The following is an 18092-nucleotide window of genomic DNA, read 5'->3' on the forward strand; positions in this document are numbered from 1 at the left end:
TTTAGAAAGAGAGGGAAAGACATGCTGCAGTCATTAGATAAAATAAATGGAAGGCTAAATCGTATTTTACAGTTGGTTTATTTGAATTTTCTGTGGGGTGGTTTGGTCATTGCAGGACTAGGGATTTTTACTTTTGGTCCTGCATCTTATGCAATGGTTGCAGTGATTAGAAAATGGCTGCGCACAAAAGAAACATTTCCTTTGACGAAAACGTACTTCTCATATTTTAAAGAAAACTATCGCGAAACCTTACTGATGAGCTGGATATACGGTGTCATCGGAATTGTTTTACTTGTGGATCTTTCTTTCATACACAATTGGTATCTTAGAATCGCTTTGTATATTGCTGCGTTCATGTATTTGCTCTCAGCACTCTATATTTTCCCAATCATGGCTCACTATGATTGGAAAGGATATTTTTTCAAAATGAAAATGGCATTTTTGTTCGGATTCTCTCATCTTCATTATTCATTAGTGTTGATCCTAAGTATGGTGGGGATTTACCTGATGATCATCCAAACAATGCCAGGTGTTTTAACCTTTATCGGTGGCAGTCTCTTCTTTTCCGCAGTCACGTGGACAGCAAATTCTATATTTTGTCATTTGGAATGGAAGAACTCATATACAGAAAAAACAGAAGAAAACAAAAATATCATTAAAACAGTGAAGGAGAAAATTTATGAAAAAAGCAACGCTCGTAAAATTAGGTCTTAGTTTTGCAGGAATTCTAGCACTTGCCGCATGCGGCAACAGTTCAAACAACAGTTCTTCAGAGACAGAAGATGGGAAAGCAAAAATCACTTGGTTGAATATTTTACACCATGCTTCACCACCAACTGACACAATCGTGAACCTAATCGAAGAAAAAACCGATACGGAACTTACATTCAATTGGATTCCTGATGCTTCAAAAGAAGAAAGACTGACAACTGCATTGGCTTCTGACGAACTAGGAGATATCGTTACACTTCAAATTGCTATGCTGAAAAACTCTTCTGTCCGAAATGCGTTGAAATCAGGCGTATTCTGGGATGTATCGGAATATTTAAAAGACTATAAAAACTTAAGTCAAATCTCTGAGGATAGGATCGAAGCTGCAAGTATCGACGGAGCACTGTATGGCGTGCCAATGCAAAAGGACTATGCTCGTGCTGGTTTAGTCATTCGAAAAGATTGGTTGGATAATCTTGGATTAGATGTTCCAACTACGATGGATGAACTTTACGAAGTAGCTAAACAATTTACAGAAAACGATCCAGATGGAAATGGTGTGGATGATACAGTTGGTTTTGGTGATCGTGCGCCTAGTGATATTCGTTATACCAGCTTTAAGCTGTTCACTTCTTATTTTGGAGCACCGAATGGTTGGGCTGTAGACGATAATGGCAAATTCACTCCAGAATTTGATACAGAAGAATACATGAAAGCGTTGAACTTCTCAAGAGATCTATTTGAGAATGGCTATTTAGCTCAAGACTTTGCGGTTACTCAAAAAACGGACCAACAAGAACAATTTGCACAAGGAAGAACAGGGATCTACACTGGAATGGTGGACATCAAGAACTTGAAGACAATGGGACAAGGCATTCAAGATGATATGGAGTTGATTCCTGTAAACAAGATCTCAGATGGTGAAGGCGGCGACTATCATGTTTGGTCAGAAGGAAATGGTATTGGCGGTTTGCTAGCATTCCCTAAATCCCAAGTAAAAGACGAAGCACAATTGAAGAAATTACTGCAATTTGTTGATGATCTTCTAGAAGAAGATATGTATAAATTGATGACTGGTGGTATTGAAGGAACGCATTATGAATTGAATGATGATGGTTCTATTGAATTTATCGATATGGATCTTTGGCAACAAGAAGTGCAACCGCTATCAAGTTCTCGGCCTAGTGAAGTGACGTTCTCTTTCAAAGATGCAGATCCTGAAAAAGAATTGTCGAATCAATTGATCAAAGAAAACGAAGAATTCGCTGTAATGGATCCTTCTGTGCCATTGGATTCACCGACGAACAATGAAGTAGGATCAGAAATTGAAAAAATCGTCATTGATGCTACGGTGCAATACATCATGGGACAGCTTGACGAAGAAGGATTCAAGAAAGCTGTAGAAGACTGGAAAGCACAGGGAGGCGATCGAATCACACAAGAGTACGAGGAAGCATACAAAGCAGCGGCACAGTAATATAGACGATTGGGACAAATACTTCTTGGTATTTGTCCCAAATCCTATTTTAATTTTTAAAGGAGAGCAAATAATGGAAAACTGGTCAAAGAAATTAGCAAAAAGCATCATGGAAAGAACACCTCGCTTATATGAAGAAAAGTGGTATAAAGGAAAATGGTCTTATGACTATGGTGTCGTACTTAAAGGGTTCCAATTACTTTGGGAACAAACCCAAGAAAAAATTTATTTTGATTTCATAAAAGACAATATCGACTATTTCGTGCAAGAAGATGGAACGATCCGTGGCTACAGCGTTGAAGAATACAATATCGACCATGTAAATACAGGAAAGCTTTTCTTTTTATTGTACAAAGAAACAGGCGAAGAAAAATATAAAAAAGCAGCAGAACTCCTTTCCCAGCAGTTGGCAAACCATCCACGCACATCCGAAGGGGCTTTTTGGCATAAAGAAATTTATCCTTATCAAATTTGGTTAGATGGATTATATATGGGCTCACCTTTTTATGCTGAATTTATCCAGAATTTTAGTGAGGAAAAAGATTACCAAGATGTCTTGAGACAGTTTGAAATCAGCTATAAACATTTATTCGATCCAAAAACAAATTTACTAATCCATGCATGGGATGAAAAGAAAGTCCAACCATGGGCTGACCCAGAAACAGGTTTATCTCATCATTTCTGGAGTCGGTCGATTGGCTGGTATCTGATGGCTGCGGCAGATACCTATGAATTGCTTCATGCGGAAACGGATTGTTCTTTGCTGAAGGAAATTTTAGAAAAGACATTGACCGCATTACTTCCGTATCAAGAAGAAAACAGTGGGACATGGTATCAAGTAACAACAGAAACAAAACGGAAAGGAAATTATCTGGAAGCTTCTGGCAGTAGTATGTTTGTTTACGCAATGGCTAAAGGGATACGCTTAGGCTTGCTGAACAAAGAAGAGTGGCTGCCGCAAGTGAAAAAATCTCATCAAGGACTACTCGATGAATTTGTTCTTGAAACAAAAGAAGGCTGGTTGAACTTGAACAAAAACTGTCAAGTAGCAGGGTTAGGCGGAGCAGAGCAGCGAGATGGTTCATACGCTTACTACATCAGTGAGCCGATTATTTGTAATGATCAAAAAGGTGTCGGTGCATTCTTGCAAGCATTGATCGAAGTGGAGGCATTATAAATATGTATGATATTTTGACATTTGGTGCATCAATTGATGAATTGAATACTGAAGCAATACAACAAGCGATTGATGCAGCAGCAAGCGCAGGTGGTGGGACCGTAGTTGTGCCAGCAGGTGAATTTTTAACAGGGGCTTTATTTTTAAAAAGCAATGTAGAACTTCATTTGAGCGCAGGGGCGGTTTTGAAATTCTCTGACGATCCAAAAGATTATCCTATTGTTCATTCACGTTGGGAAGGAGTCCATCGAAAAGTCTATGCTTCCTGTATCTATGCTCAAAATGTAGAGAACATCTCTGTCACTGGTTTCGGTACATTAGATGGAAATGGAAAAAAATGGTGGCATACTTTCCGAAACGAACCAGATAATCTGGCTTATCCTCGTCCTAAATTGATGAGTTTCCATAACTGCCATCGAATCACTGTGAAAGATATCAAACTGATCCAGTCACCAAGTTGGACGATCAACCCAATTCTTTGTAGCAACGCGACGTTTGACAACTTGACGATTTTGAACCCCGCGGATTCACCAAATACAGACGGAATCGATCCAGAATCCTGCAAAAATGTGCGTATTAGTAATTGCCATATTGACGTGGGAGATGACTGTATCGCAATCAAAGCAGGGACTGAAGATACGTACGAAAGGATCGCTTGTGAAAATATCACGATCACAAATTGTACGATGGTCCATGGACACGGTGGGGTCGTGTTAGGAAGTGAAATGAGTGGCAGTATACGTAATATTACCATTTCAAATTGTATCTTCCAAGAAACTGATCGAGGAATACGATTGAAATCTAGACGAGGTCGAGGCGGGATCGTTGAAGATATTCGAGTATCCAATATAGTCATGGATAATGTGATGTGTCCATTTATACTGAATCTTTATTATTTCTGCGGTCCGCGAGGAAAAGAACCATATGTATGGGAAAAAACGGCTTATCCGATAGATGAGCGGACACCAGCATTCAGAAGGATCCATTTTTCGAATATCACGGCAAGGAATGTCCATGCTTCTGCAGGATTTATTTATGGATTAGCAGAACAGTTTATACAAGAAATCACATTTGACAATATTGATGTTTCAATGGCCCAAGATGCAGTTCCCGGTGTTCCTGCTATGATGACAGGGATAGAGGAAATGAGCAAGCAAGGATTTTACATTGGTTTTGCGGATAAGGTTTCCTTTAATCAAATGACGATTGAGAATCATGAAGGACCAGCATTTCTATTAGAAAATACGAAAGAAATCAGTATTGAGAAATTCCGGTCAACTCAATCGGAAAATATGGATGAGCTGGTTGTTCGTAAAAACTTTGCTTATGCAGTTGAATGACTTTTTAGGTGATCCATCTAGCAGACTTACTCCTAGTGGAAAGCGATTATACCGAGAAAAACAAAATGGGTTTATGCTTGAATATTATCAACTGTACTTAAATGAATTGGAAACAGTACCAGCACTTTATGCTTACCCGGAGAAAGAAGGACCGTTTCCGACGGTCCTTTACCTGCATTCTCACGGCGGAGATTTTTCAGTCGGGAAAAGTGAATTGATCCATGGTGCTCCTTACTTAGCTTCTCCATCTTTTGCAGAAGTACTGACAGGAATGGGATATGCTGTTTGGTCGATTGATGCTTGGGGATTTGAAGAACGCGGAGGTATTTCCGAAAGCGAGTTGTTCAAACAATTTTTATTAACAGGAAAAACGTTATGGGGAATGCGTATTTATGATGTGATCAGCTTGATCGATTATTTGGAGACAAGGGAAGACACAGATACTCAACGGATCGCAACGATTGGTCTTTCTATGGGAGGCTTATTAAGCTGGTGGGTGGCGGCATTGGATTCTCGTGTCAAAGTTTGTATTGATCTAGCGGCACAGGTGGACATCGAAACACTTTTGCTACATCGTCGCCTAGATCATCATGGGTTTTATTACTATGTGCCCAACCTACTGACAGCTTATACAACGTTAGCAATCCAAGAAAAAATCGCTCCGCGCCCTCGTCTTAGCTTAGTTGGAAAAAACGATACGATGTGCTTGGACGAAGGTGTACTGAAGCTGAGAAAAGGGTTGGACAAAAAGTATCAATCAATGGGTAGTCCAGAAAACTTTTCTTCTTTTTCTTTAACAGGCGGTCATATGGAAACACAAGAAATGAGAAACATTTGGAAACAATTCATAAGGGAGCATTTATGAGGATGAAAGACAAACTGATAATTGGAAAAAATTCTATAGATACCCCGACGGATTTTGAAACTATCCAAGAAGGAATCGATTATTTGGCAGGCCTGCCAGATAGCCATCCAAAGGTCTTGATAGTAAAAGAAGGAAGATATGATGAATATATAGAAAGCAGATTATCCAATTTTAAACTTGTGGGAACAGGAACAGTAGTGATCTCCGGAAATCGTTTTGCAAAACAGGAGTATCTTGACGGTAGCCAGTTAGGGACTTTCCGAAGTGCTACTTTTTTCTTAGAAGGATCGAATGTCGTATTAGAAAATCTTCACATCGAAAATACAGCAGGTCCAGGAGAAAAAGTAGGTCAAGCTGTTGCTTTATTCAATTCAGGAGATCGCGTATTGTTAAAAAACTGTCGACTAACTGGTTATCAGGATACTTTATGCACGGGTCCGTTGCCTGACTTGCAAAAAGATGGTACGCCTTTTTGTACACCGGCTTCTGCCAATCCTGATTATTGTCGTCAGACCTATGAATATTGCTGGATTGAAGGAACGGTGGATTTCATATTTGGTGGGGCAGATGCAGTTTTTCGCCAGTGCCGTATCCATAGCTTAGCCAGTAAAAATCCTGGATATATCACAGCAGCATCTACGCCAAAAAATCAAAAATCAGGGTATCATTTTGAAAGCTGTACCTTGACTGCAGAGCCTGATACTAAAAACGTCTATTTAGGAAGACCGTGGCGCCCGTATGCAAATGTCGTGTTTGAAGCGTGTAAGATAGGTGGGCATGTTCACCCAACTGGTTGGGATAATTGGGATGACAAGAAAAATGAACAGACTGCCAAATTCTCTGAACGAAATAACAATTATGAAACACCAATCAAAAGACCTGAATGGATCTATTTAGAAAAGCAGGGGGTTCTGAAATGAAAAGAAAATGGGAACTATTGCTAGGAATGATCGGTGGCAGCCTATCTCTGATTTTCTTTGGCGGATTAGCAGTTACTTTAAGTAATATGTCTGCGTCAGAGTTTAAAAAAAGTTATCAGTCGCTTGCTGTCGATCATCCAACTTTGTCTTTAGAAAATACATTTGAGCTATTACAGGACATGACTGGTCTGTTTGCCGTTGTGTTGTTTATTTCACTTGCTTTTTTAGCAGTAGCACTATTTTTGACGGCTAAAGGAAAATACTTAACAACTGCCACTGGTTTGTATTTTATAACGGGAGTTATATTGTTGGTCGGCACTCAGTTTATTGCGTTTCCTTTTGCATTTTTTTATTTTGCCGCTGGGGCATTCAGTTTGTATCGAGTAAGAATGAGAAAGGAAGCCTGAATCATGCAGACTATCAAAGTGAAAAATCCTATTTTAAGAGGGTTCAATCCAGATCCTAATATTTTAAGAGCGAAAGACCGGTATTACATTATTGTCTCCTCTTTTGAATGGCTTCCAGGAATTCGAGTATATGAGTCGAAGAATTTAGTCAATTGGTCACATACAACGGATATTTTGACCACTCAAGTATCTTTGCAAGGAAATCCTACAAACGGAAGCATATGGGCACCGCAAATCAGTTATGCTGACGGATTGTTCTATCTTGTTTACACAGAGGTCAAAAGTGCAGGCCGTCCGTTTAAAGATGTCCACAATTACTTGATTACTGCATCTGAGATCACAGGACCTTGGTCCGAACCGATTTATTTAAATAGCAACGGTTTTGATCCTTCTTTGTTTCATGATTTGGAAACAGGAAAAAAATGGCTTGTCAATGAATTATGGGATTATCGTCTGGACACACCGAATAAATCCAGCGGTATCGTATTGCAAGAATATGATGCAGAGAAGAAGAAGCTTGATAGTCCCATCTATAAAATATTTGCAGGTACAGAATTAGCGAAAACGGAGGCACCGCATTTGTATTTTCGTAACGGGTATTATTATTTGATGACGGCAGAAGGCGGTACAGGAAGAGGACATTCAGTCACAGTCTGCCGAGCAAAGAATATTACTGGTCCTTACGAGCTTGATCCTGGTTTTCCTATGCTGACAGCTAGTGACAAACCTGCTTCTACATTGCAATGTACAGGACATGGGAGCTTAGTACAAACCCCGTCAGGAAAATGGTACATGACATATCTTTGTACCAGACCATTAAACGGTGCGGCTATTTTGGGAAGAGAAACCGCTATCCAAGAAGTGTATTGGACGTCCGACGATTGGTTAAGGCTTAAAGATAACCAGACAACTCCAATGGAAGAAATAATGATTGAGACGAATGAAGAGGTACAACAAGAGAGAAATCATCAGTTTATGGATACATTCGAAGGAGAGCTAAAAAAGAACTGGAATGCCAGACGTATTTTGCCAAGGGTTGATTGGTGTGATACAAAAACTAGACCTGGTTTTTTACGACTGATTGCCGGTGAATCCCTTCAATCTACCTTTGACCATCACTTATTAGCTATTCGGCAAACGGATTTTACTTTTGATGCGGAGACAGCATTTGAATATACACCTAATAATTTTAATCAGATGGCTGGACTGGTATTGTACTTAAATGAATCCAATTATATTTATTGCTATGTTACTTGGGATGAAAACAAGGGAAAATGTCTTCGTATGATAGAATCAGAAAACGGAGTTGCACAAATAGAAGATTGGAGGATTCCACTCAAAGAAAAGAAGACTTTCTTGAAAGTAGCCGTAAAGAAAGAGACAGCACAGTTTTATTTGAAAGACGCACCATCTGAAGAATGGAAGGAAGTAGGTCTACAAAAAAACATGTGTATACTCTCAGGTGGATTTACGGGGAATTTTATCGGGATAGTCGTACATGATTTAAATAGAAAAAGAGGAAGTTATGCTGACTTTGAATTTTTTAAGTATGATGGAAAAGATCATGAATGACCTAGCTCTCTAATAAATAGAGATTCACTAACTTGTTTTTGCTAGTTAGTGAATCTTTTTGTTTATCTATGATGTTATGAAAATAATATTAATGCCCTTTTCTGCCAATGTTTTTAAACGTATTTTTGTTTTTTCTCTGTCAAGATAGTGCAATAAAAAGTCAATATTGTGAATATCAAAACAAGAAAAAAAGAGTTATAATTTTGAAAACGTTTACTAGAAGAGGTAGGAGGAATTCAAATGCTTTCACAAAATGCTGTTACAGCAAATACAGTAAAAAAAGAAAAAAAGGAATTTGGGATTTCCGATAAGATAGGCTACATGTTCGGTGATTTAGGTAACTGTTTTATTTTAGGTTTGGTCAATAGTTTCTTGATGATTTATTACACGAATGTTCTTGGTGTTTCAGGAGCAATCGTAGGTACGTTATTCTTGATTTCGAGAATTTTGGATGCGTTTGCTGATGTGATGGTTGGAAGATTATGCGATGTCTCAGAGTTAACAGAAGCTGGCCGATTTATTCCTTGGATCAGAAAAATGAAATATCCATTTTGCTTAGTGACAGTCATTTTGTTTTTACCATTCGTCCAACATCTTCCAATGACGGTGAAGATTGCATATATTTTTGTTTCATATATTGTTTATGGTATTTTTCTGTCAACAATCAATATCCCTTACGGAGCAATGGCAGCAGCCATTAGTTCAAATCCTAATGACCGCACCTCGTTATCCACATTCCGAAGCATTGGTTCTGCGATTGGCGGGTCAACTACAGGGTTCTTTATCCCGATTTTAATGTACACCCATAACAAGAGTGGGCAGCAAGTCGTTTCGGGGAATCATTTCTTTTGGATTTCCATCGGATGTGCGGCAATTGCATTTGTCGCATACATGCTGACTTGTAAATTGACTACTGAACGAGTAAGAGTTGTCAAAAACGAAAAAGTGTCTGCTTCTCAGTTGGTAAAAGGTTTATTGGCTAACCGAGCACTGATTATTTTAGTCATTGTTGACATTTTCATTGTGATCAATCAGATTTTAGCTGGGACGAATATGACTTATTTATTTAATGATTACTTCCATAATAAACAAGCAATGTCTGTTGCTCTTTTATTTACTTACGGAACAGTAGTAGTTTTAGCACCATTTGCTACAAAGCTGACAAAATTATTTGGTAAAAAGGAAGCAAGCGTATTTGCGTTACTCGCTTCTTCATGTATGTACTTGCTGATGTATTTCCTTCATATAACAAATGCATGGGTATATCTGATTCTTTTATTTATTGCTACTTTAGGATCTGGTTTATTCAATTTGATGGTCTGGGCATTCATTACTGACGTGATTGACTATCATCAATATAAGACAGGCTTAAGAGAAGATGGAACAGTATACGGAGTGAATTCTTTTGCGAGAAAAGTAGGACAAGCATGCGCAGGAGCAGTCGGCGGATTTATGCTAGCACTCATTGGTTACCAATCGTCTACAACAGGTGGGGCCATCCAATCAGTTTTAGTACAAGAAAGAATTTATACGATGGCAAACTTGCTACCAGCATTCTGTTTATTTGTATCCGCAATCATTTTATTAGTAGGGTATCCGCTGAATCGTTCGAAAACTGTGTTTATTGGTGAAGAATTAAAAAAAATCAATGAAAGATAAGGAGAAAAGTATTGCAGACAAAAAAAGAGTTCATCAATGCTTTAGACTTTAAAACAAACGACATTCAACAAGATGATACAGTAATGCTGCAAAAGGCAATCAATCAAGGTGCAAAAGAACACTTGCCCGTATTTATTCCAAAAGGTATTTATTTAGTCGGTGCACTTTTTTTAAAAGATAAGAGCCATCTCATCTTCGAAGAAGGGGCTGTTCTCAAGGGAAAAACAGAGATCGAAGCATTTCCAGAGATTGATACACGAGTTGCTGGAATAGAAATGAAATGGCCAGCAGCGATTTTGAATGTTCTCTCAGCAAAAGATATTCTTATAGAAGGAAAAGGAATAATTGACGGACAAGGAGAGCATTGGTGGGAACTATATTGGGGGAAAGACCAAAAAAGCGGAACAAGAGCTGAATATGATCGAAAGGGACTGCGTTGGATTGCAGATTATGCTATTAAGCGTCCGCGCGCGTGTTTACTGTATCATGCAGAACATGTTGTCATTCGTGATTTGATTTTTCAAAAATCAGGTTTTTGGAACCTGCAAATCACTTATTCTAACGATGTATTAGTAGAAAAAGTAATCATCCGTCATAATGATGGGCCAAGTACAGATGGGATTGATATTGATTCTTCAACAGATGTGCGTATCTATGAATGTGATTTGGCCTGTGGTGATGATTGTATCGCTATTAAATCTGGCAGGGACGGGAACGGTGCAAGAGTCAATCGAAAATCATCAAGAATCGAGATTGCGAGATGTAACATTCGTTCAGGTTACGGTGTAACTATTGGTAGCGAAGTTAGTGCTGGAGTTAGTGATGTGTATATTCACGATATCAATTTTTTTCAGTCAGACTGTGGTATTCGAATGAAATCTTCAAGAGAAAGAGGGGGAGTGATTGAAAATATCAGGGTAGAAAACCTGAATATGATGGATGTACAATTTCCGTTTTCTTGGATAATGGACTGGCATAATGAATATAATAGAAAAAATAGCAATGGCCTTGAACGAATGCCAGAAAGTTGGCAAGCAGTGGCTGAAGAAATACCTGAATCAAAACAAATGACAAAAGTCAGAGACATACATGTCAAAAATGTACAGGCAAGTCTTTCTCTAGGCTATCCACTTCCTTCTCGGGCTTTTGACTTGGTAGCATTTCCTGAAAAACCTATAGAAGATGTCTGCTTTACTCATTGTACAATAACTGCAAAAGAATTTGGACGAATCGAAGCAGTTCAAAACTTATGTTTCGAAAGCTGTATCCTATCAATAGAAACAGGGAACACAGTTGCAAACAATACTTTTGACAATCGTTGAAATTATAATAAGGTCAAGCTAAAATATTATTTTAGCTTGACCTTTATTTTTTTTAATGATATATTAAACAACGTTGTCGCATCTGATTGAAACATTTTGTGAAAATTCCAAAAAAGAGTTGACACGTGTTTTTAGACGTGATAAGATAACTGAGTCGTTAAAAAAGAACAGTTTGCGAAGCTTGATCCTATCGAAAAAAACTTCAAAAAAGTTCTTGACAAATAACAAACGATAAGTTATGATAAATGAGTTGCTGAAAGATTTCGAAAAACGAAATCGAAAAAACTTTTAAAAAAGAGTTGACAATCGCTTGTCACTCTGATATGATATAAAAGTTGCTACGGCAGCCAAAACAAATCGGAGAAACGCTTCCGATGAAGTAGACCTTTGAAAACTGAACAAAGTAAGACAAACCAAATGTGTAGGGCGTCTTGATTCAATTCAAGACAACAAACATTTTTAACAAGCAAGCAATATGCTAGCAAACAAATTGAGCTTAACAATCACAAGATTGTTCGAACTTTTTATGAGAGTTTGATCCTGGCTCAGGACGAACGCTGGCGGCGTGCCTAATACATGCAAGTCGTACGCTTCTTTTTCCACCGGAGCTTGCTCCACCGGAAAAAGAGGAGTGGCGAACGGGTGAGTAACACGTGGGTAACCTGCCCATCAGAAGGGGATAACACTTGGAAACAGGTGCTAATACCGTATAACAATCGAAACCGCATGGTTTTGATTTGAAAGGCGCTTTCGGGTGTCGCTGATGGATGGACCCGCGGTGCATTAGCTAGTTGGTGAGGTAACGGCTCACCAAGGCCACGATGCATAGCCGACCTGAGAGGGTGATCGGCCACATTGGGACTGAGACACGGCCCAAACTCCTACGGGAGGCAGCAGTAGGGAATCTTCGGCAATGGACGAAAGTCTGACCGAGCAACGCCGCGTGAGTGAAGAAGGTTTTCGGATCGTAAAACTCTGTTGTTAGAGAAGAACAAGGATGAGAGTAACTGTTCATCCCTTGACGGTATCTAACCAGAAAGCCACGGCTAACTACGTGCCAGCAGCCGCGGTAATACGTAGGTGGCAAGCGTTGTCCGGATTTATTGGGCGTAAAGCGAGCGCAGGCGGTTTCTTAAGTCTGATGTGAAAGCCCCCGGCTCAACCGGGGAGGGTCATTGGAAACTGGGAGACTTGAGTGCAGAAGAGGAGAGTGGAATTCCATGTGTAGCGGTGAAATGCGTAGATATATGGAGGAACACCAGTGGCGAAGGCGGCTCTCTGGTCTGTAACTGACGCTGAGGCTCGAAAGCGTGGGGAGCAAACAGGATTAGATACCCTGGTAGTCCACGCCGTAAACGATGAGTGCTAAGTGTTGGAGGGTTTCCGCCCTTCAGTGCTGCAGCTAACGCATTAAGCACTCCGCCTGGGGAGTACGACCGCAAGGTTGAAACTCAAAGGAATTGACGGGGGCCCGCACAAGCGGTGGAGCATGTGGTTTAATTCGAAGCAACGCGAAGAACCTTACCAGGTCTTGACATCCTTTGACCACTCTAGAGATAGAGCTTCCCCTTCGGGGGCAAAGTGACAGGTGGTGCATGGTTGTCGTCAGCTCGTGTCGTGAGATGTTGGGTTAAGTCCCGCAACGAGCGCAACCCTTATTGTTAGTTGCCATCATTTAGTTGGGCACTCTAGCAAGACTGCCGGTGACAAACCGGAGGAAGGTGGGGATGACGTCAAATCATCATGCCCCTTATGACCTGGGCTACACACGTGCTACAATGGGAAGTACAACGAGTTGCGAAGTCGCGAGGCTAAGCTAATCTCTTAAAGCTTCTCTCAGTTCGGATTGCAGGCTGCAACTCGCCTGCATGAAGCCGGAATCGCTAGTAATCGCGGATCAGCACGCCGCGGTGAATACGTTCCCGGGCCTTGTACACACCGCCCGTCACACCACGAGAGTTTGTAACACCCGAAGTCGGTGAGGTAACCTTTTTGGAGCCAGCCGCCTAAGGTGGGATAGATGATTGGGGTGAAGTCGTAACAAGGTAGCCGTATCGGAAGGTGCGGCTGGATCACCTCCTTTCTAAGGAATATTACGGAGACTACACAATTTGTTTTTACTTTGTTCAGTTTTGAGAGGTTTACTCTCAAACACTTTTGTTCATTGAAAACTGGATATTTGAAGTAAATGTAAGTAATACAAACCGAGAACACCGCGTTGAATTTGAAAGCTAAACAAATTGTTTAGCCTGAAGCAAAATAGGCGGACGGCCATGAAATCTTTGATTTTATGAGACGATCGATCTTTTTGCCGCACAGGCTGATTTGTGAGCTGGATAGAGTTTTTTAATAAGTTCAATTGCTTATTTTCTTGATCTGAATTCTATCGCTAGAAGAAGGATCAAAACCCAACCGCAAGGTTGATAAGGTTAAGTGAATAAGGGCGCACGGTGGATGCCTTGGCACTAGGAGCCGATGAAGGACGGGACTAACACCGATATGCTTTGGGGAGCTGTACGTAAGCTATGATCCAGAGATTTCCGAATGGGGGAACCCAGCATCTTTAATAGGATGTTACGATTGTGTGAATACATAGCACATTCGAGGTAGACGCAGAGAACTGAAACATCTAAGTACCTGCAGGAAGAGAAAGAAAATTCGATTCCCTGAGTAGCGGCGAGCGAAACGGGAAAAGCCCAAACCAACAAGCTTGCTTGTTGGGGTTGTAGGACTCCGATATGGTAGTTCTTTCAGATAGTCGAATGACTTGGAAAAGTCAGTCAAAGAGGGTAAAAACCCCGTAGACGAAATGTGGAAGACACCTAGGAGGATCCTGAGTACGGCGGAACACGAGAAATTCCGTCGGAATCCGGGAGGACCATCTCCCAAGGCTAAATACTCCCTAGTGACCGATAGTGAACCAGTACCGTGAGGGAAAGGTGAAAAGCACCCCGGAAGGGGAGTGAAATAGAACCTGAAACCGTGTGCCTACAACAAGTCAAAGCCCGTTAATGGGTGATGGCGTGCCTTTTGTAGAATGAACCGGCGAGTTACGATTGCATGCGAGGTTAAGTTGAAGAGACGGAGCCGCAGCGAAAGCGAGTCTGAATAGGGCGTTTGAGTATGTAGTCGTAGACCCGAAACCATGTGATCTACCCATGTCCAGGTTGAAGGTGCGGTAAAACGCACTGGAGGACCGAACCCACGTACGTTGAAAAGTGCTGGGATGAGGTGTGGGTAGCGGAGAAATTCCAAACGAACTTGGAGATAGCTGGTTCTCTCCGAAATAGCTTTAGGGCTAGCCTCGGAATTGAGAATGATGGAGGTAGAGCACTGTTTGGACTAGGGGCCCATCTCGGGTTACCGAATTCAGATAAACTCCGAATGCCATTCATTCATATCCGGGAGTCAGACTGTGAGTGATAAGATCCATAGTCGAAAGGGAAACAGCCCAGACCACCAGCTAAGGTCCCAAAATATATGTTAAGTGGAAAAGGATGTGGGGTTGCACAGACAACTAGGATGTTGGCTTAGAAGCAGCCACCATTTAAAGAGTGCGTAATAGCTCACTAGTCGAGTGACCCTGCGCCGAAAATGTACCGGGGCTAAACATATTACCGAAGCTGTGGAGTACACCTTTAGGTGTATTGGTAGGAGAGCGTTCTAAGGGCGTCGAAGGCAGATCGTGAGGACTGCTGGAGCGCTTAGAAGTGAGAATGCCGGTATGAGTAGCGAAAGACAGGTGAGAATCCTGTCCACCGAATGACTAAGGTTTCCTGGGGAAGGCTCGTCCGCCCAGGGTTAGTCGGGACCTAAGCCGAGGCCGATAGGCGTAGGCGATGGATAACAGGTTGATATTCCTGTACCCGTTGTTTTTGTTTGAGCAATGGAGGGACGCAGGAGGCTAAGGAATGCAGACGATTGGAAATGTCTGTCCAAGCAGTAAGTCTGAAGAGGAGTCAAATGCTTCTTTTCTTAAGGACAAGCTGTGATGGGGAGGGAAATAATAGTACCGAAGTTCCTGATGTCACACTGCCGAGAAAAGCTTCTAGTGAGAAAACAGCGGCCCGTACCGCAAACCGACACAGGTAGTCGAGGAGAGAATCCTAAGGTGAGCGAGAGAACTCTCGTTAAGGAACTCGGCAAAATGACCCCGTAACTTCGGGAGAAGGGGTGCTGATCATACGATCAGCCGCAGTGAATAGGCCCAAGCGACTGTTTATCAAAAACACAGGTCTCTGCAAAATCGTAAGATGAAGTATAGGGGCTGACGCCTGCCCGGTGCTGGAAGGTTAAGAGGAGTGCTTAGCGCAAGCGAAGGTACGAATTGAAGCCCCAGTAAACGGCGGCCGTAACTATAACGGTCCTAAGGTAGCGAAATTCCTTGTCGGGTAAGTTCCGACCCGCACGAAAGGCGTAACGATTTGGGCACTGTCTCAACGAGAGACTCGGTGAAATTTTAGTACCTGTGAAGATGCAGGTTACCCGCGACAGGACGGAAAGACCCCATGGAGCTTTACTGTAGTTTGATATTGAGTGTCTGTACCGCATGTACAGGATAGGTAGGAGCCGTAGAAATCGGAACGCTAGTTTCGATGGAGGCGCTGGTGGGATACTACCCCTGCGTTATGGCCACTCTAACCCGCACCACTAATCGTGGTGGGAGACAGTGTCAGATGGGCAGTTTGACTGGGGCGGTCGCCTCCTAAAAGGTAACGGAGGCGCCCAAAGGTTCCCTCAGAATGGTTGGAAATCATTCGAAGAGTGTAAAGGCAGAAGGGAGCTTGACTGCGAGACCAACAAGTCGAGCAGGGACGAAAGTCGGGCTTAGTGATCCGGTGGTTCCGCATGGAAGGGCCATCGCTCAACGGATAAAAGCTACCCTGGGGATAACAGGCTTATCTCCCCCAAGAGTCCACATCGACGGGGAGGTTTGGCACCTCGATGTCGGCTCGTCGCATCCTGGGGCTGTAGTCGGTCCCAAGGGTTGGGCTGTTCGCCCATTAAAGCGGCACGCGAGCTGGGTTCAGAACGTCGTGAGACAGTTCGGTCCCTATCCGTCGCGGGCGTTGGAAATTTGAGAGGAGCTGTCCTTAGTACGAGAGGACCGGGATGGACTTACCGCTGGTGTACCAGTTGTTCTGCCAAGGGCATTGCTGGGTAGCTATGTAGGGAAGGGATAAACGCTGAAAGCATCTAAGTGTGAAGCCCACCTCAAGATGAGATTTCCCATTTCTTTAAGAAAGTAAGATCCCTGAGAGATGATCAGGTAGATAGGTCAGGAGTGGAAGTACAGTGATGTATGGAGCGGACTGATACTAATCGATCGAGGACTTAACCAATAGGTTAAAAAGAAAAGAACTCGGCAAAAAAACTTATATGACTTCAAATCCAGTTTTGAGTGAACAAAATTTACTCAATAAAAGATAACACCACAGTGTGGTGGCGATAGCGAGAAGGATACACCTGTAACCATGCCGAACACAGAAGTTAAGCTTCTTAGCGCCGATTGTAGTGAGGGGTTGCCCCTTGTGAGAGTAGGACGTCGCCACGCTTAAGTTATCCATGGAGGTTTAGCTCAGCTGGGAGAGCATCTGCCTTACAAGCAGAGGGTCAGCGGTTCGATCCCGTTAACCTCCATATGAGCCGTTAGCTCAGTTGGTAGAGCATCTGACTTTTAATCAGAGGGTCACAGGTTCGAGCCCTGTACGGCTCATATTTTTGCGGGTGTGGCGGAATTGGCAGACGCACTAGATTTAGGATCTAGCGCCTTACGGCGTGGGGGTTCAAGTCCCTTCACCCGCATCATTTAAGTTTTACATGCCGGCTTAGCTCAGTTGGTAGAGCATCTGATTTGTAATCAGAGGGTCGAGGGTTCAAGTCCTTTAGCCGGCATCTTTAAACACGCGGAAATAGCTCAGTGGTAGAGCACCACCTTGCCAAGGTGGGGGTCGCGGGTTCGAACCCCGTTTTCCGCTTTGCCAAAGCAATCGCGCCGGGGTGGCGGAACTGGCAGACGCACAGGACTTAAAATCCTGCGGTGAGTGATCACCGTACCGGTTCGATTCCGGTCCTCGGCATTTCAAATATGCGCCCATAGCTCAACTGGATAGAGTGTTTGACTACGGATCAAAAGGTTAGGGGTTCGACTCCTCTTGGGCGCGTTAATTAAACGGGAAGTAGCTCAGCTTGGTAGAGCACTTGGTTTGGGACCAAGGGGTCGCAGGTTCGAATCCTGTCTTCCCGATAATTATAAATTTAAACACGGGGCCTTAGCTCAGCTGGGAGAGCGCCTGCTTTGCACGCAGGAGGTCAGCGGTTCGATCCCGCTAGGCTCCATTTCATTTAAATAATGAATATCTTTTTCGCGGTGTAGCTCAGCTGGCTAGAGCGTCCGGTTCATACCCGGGAGGTCGGGGGTTCGATCCCCTCCGCCGCGATTTTTAAGAGCCTGGACCTTTAGCTCAGTTGGTTAGAGCAGACGGCTCATAACCGTCCGGTCGTAGGTTCGAGTCCTACAAGGTCCATTGTGGCGTTGTAAGTTTCATATGGAGGATTACCCAAGTCCGGCTGAAGGGAACGGTCTTGAAAACCGTCAGGCGGGTAAAACCGTGCAAGGGTTCGAATCCCTTATCCTCCTTT

General features: G+C 42.4%; 10 protein-coding genes, 12 tRNA genes and 3 rRNA genes. All 25 read left to right on the forward strand.

Going from position 1 to position 18092, the window contains the following annotated elements:
- The first annotated feature begins 21 nt into the window (after nucleotides 1-21).
- Entirely contained in the window at nucleotides 22-714 is a 693-nt protein-coding gene (locus A5816_RS15485) for a YesL family protein (RefSeq protein WP_002373238.1), read from the forward strand.
- Nucleotides 680-2188, forward strand: coding sequence for an extracellular solute-binding protein (locus tag A5816_RS15490; RefSeq protein ID WP_086311715.1), 1509 nt, complete (start codon nucleotides 680-682; stop codon nucleotides 2186-2188). Before A5816_RS15485 ends, A5816_RS15490 begins: the two co-directional genes overlap by 35 nt.
- Nucleotides 2189-2261: 73 nt before the next feature.
- Nucleotides 2262-3365 carry a glycoside hydrolase family 105 protein gene (locus tag A5816_RS15495; protein WP_002310857.1) on the forward strand — a complete coding sequence of 368 codons (1104 nt, stop codon included), beginning with the start codon at nucleotides 2262-2264 and terminating at the stop codon, nucleotides 3363-3365.
- A gap of 2 nt (nucleotides 3366-3367) precedes the next feature.
- Nucleotides 3368-4705, forward strand: a complete 1338-nt coding sequence (locus tag A5816_RS15500; protein ID WP_002373241.1) for a glycoside hydrolase family 28 protein — start codon at nucleotides 3368-3370, stop codon at nucleotides 4703-4705.
- Nucleotides 4692-5570 (forward strand): dienelactone hydrolase family protein, encoded by an 879-nt coding sequence (locus tag A5816_RS15505; RefSeq protein ID WP_070770271.1) that lies wholly within the window; start codon nucleotides 4692-4694, stop codon nucleotides 5568-5570. The genes A5816_RS15500 and A5816_RS15505 overlap by 14 nt, the downstream gene beginning before the upstream one ends.
- The gene (locus tag A5816_RS15510; protein WP_086311716.1) at nucleotides 5567-6490 is read left to right on the forward strand and encodes a pectinesterase family protein; all 924 of its coding nucleotides are present in this window, start codon (nucleotides 5567-5569) and stop codon (nucleotides 6488-6490) included. Before A5816_RS15505 ends, A5816_RS15510 begins: the two co-directional genes overlap by 4 nt.
- Complete coding sequence (locus A5816_RS15515) at nucleotides 6487-6897, forward strand: DUF4064 domain-containing protein (protein WP_002373246.1); 411 nt, start codon at nucleotides 6487-6489, stop codon at nucleotides 6895-6897. The genes A5816_RS15510 and A5816_RS15515 overlap by 4 nt, the downstream gene beginning before the upstream one ends.
- A gap of 3 nt (nucleotides 6898-6900) precedes the next feature.
- A complete protein-coding gene (locus A5816_RS15520; RefSeq protein WP_002373248.1) occupies nucleotides 6901-8469 on the forward strand; it encodes a glycoside hydrolase family 43 protein in 1569 nt (522 codons plus the stop codon).
- A 240-nt stretch (nucleotides 8470-8709) separates the two neighbouring features.
- A complete protein-coding gene (locus A5816_RS15530) occupies nucleotides 8710-10128 on the forward strand; it encodes an MFS transporter (RefSeq protein ID WP_002297765.1) in 1419 nt (472 codons plus the stop codon).
- Nucleotides 10129-10139: 11 nt separating this feature from the next.
- A complete protein-coding gene (locus A5816_RS15535) occupies nucleotides 10140-11450 on the forward strand; it encodes a glycoside hydrolase family 28 protein (RefSeq protein WP_086311718.1) in 1311 nt (436 codons plus the stop codon).
- A 522-nt stretch (nucleotides 11451-11972) separates the two neighbouring features.
- Nucleotides 11973-13533: ribosomal RNA gene (locus A5816_RS15540) — 16S ribosomal RNA — on the forward strand.
- 344 nt (nucleotides 13534-13877) lie between these two features.
- Nucleotides 13878-16792, forward strand: a 23S ribosomal RNA gene (locus A5816_RS15550).
- Nucleotides 16793-16888: 96 nt separating this feature from the next.
- Nucleotides 16889-17004, forward strand: a 5S ribosomal RNA gene (gene rrf, locus A5816_RS15555).
- Together the 16S, 23S and 5S rRNA genes with 12 tRNA genes alongside form the textbook arrangement of a ribosomal RNA operon.
- A gap of 13 nt (nucleotides 17005-17017) precedes the next feature.
- A tRNA-Val gene (locus A5816_RS15560) sits at nucleotides 17018-17090 on the forward strand.
- A 3-nt stretch (nucleotides 17091-17093) separates the two neighbouring features.
- Nucleotides 17094-17166 (forward strand) — tRNA-Lys (locus A5816_RS15565).
- A 7-nt stretch (nucleotides 17167-17173) separates the two neighbouring features.
- A tRNA-Leu gene (locus A5816_RS15570) sits at nucleotides 17174-17255 on the forward strand.
- Between the two features lie 17 nt (nucleotides 17256-17272).
- Nucleotides 17273-17345 (forward strand) — tRNA-Thr (locus A5816_RS15575).
- 11 nt (nucleotides 17346-17356) lie between these two features.
- Nucleotides 17357-17428: transfer RNA gene (locus tag A5816_RS15580), tRNA-Gly, on the forward strand.
- A gap of 16 nt (nucleotides 17429-17444) precedes the next feature.
- A tRNA-Leu gene (locus A5816_RS15585) sits at nucleotides 17445-17530 on the forward strand.
- 10 nt (nucleotides 17531-17540) lie between these two features.
- Nucleotides 17541-17614 (forward strand) — tRNA-Arg (locus tag A5816_RS15590).
- A gap of 9 nt (nucleotides 17615-17623) precedes the next feature.
- A tRNA-Pro gene (locus A5816_RS15595) sits at nucleotides 17624-17697 on the forward strand.
- Nucleotides 17698-17716: 19 nt separating this feature from the next.
- Nucleotides 17717-17789, forward strand: a tRNA-Ala gene (locus A5816_RS15600).
- 27 nt (nucleotides 17790-17816) lie between these two features.
- Nucleotides 17817-17890, forward strand: a tRNA-Met gene (locus A5816_RS15605).
- 13 nt (nucleotides 17891-17903) lie between these two features.
- Nucleotides 17904-17977: transfer RNA gene (locus A5816_RS15610), tRNA-Ile, on the forward strand.
- 23 nt (nucleotides 17978-18000) lie between these two features.
- Nucleotides 18001-18090 (forward strand) — tRNA-Ser (locus A5816_RS15615).
- The last annotated feature ends 2 nt before the right edge of the window (nucleotides 18091-18092 follow it).

The organism is Enterococcus sp. 3G1_DIV0629 (genome assembly GCF_002141285.1).
Classification (GTDB): domain Bacteria; phylum Bacillota; class Bacilli; order Lactobacillales; family Enterococcaceae; genus Enterococcus_B; species Enterococcus_B lactis.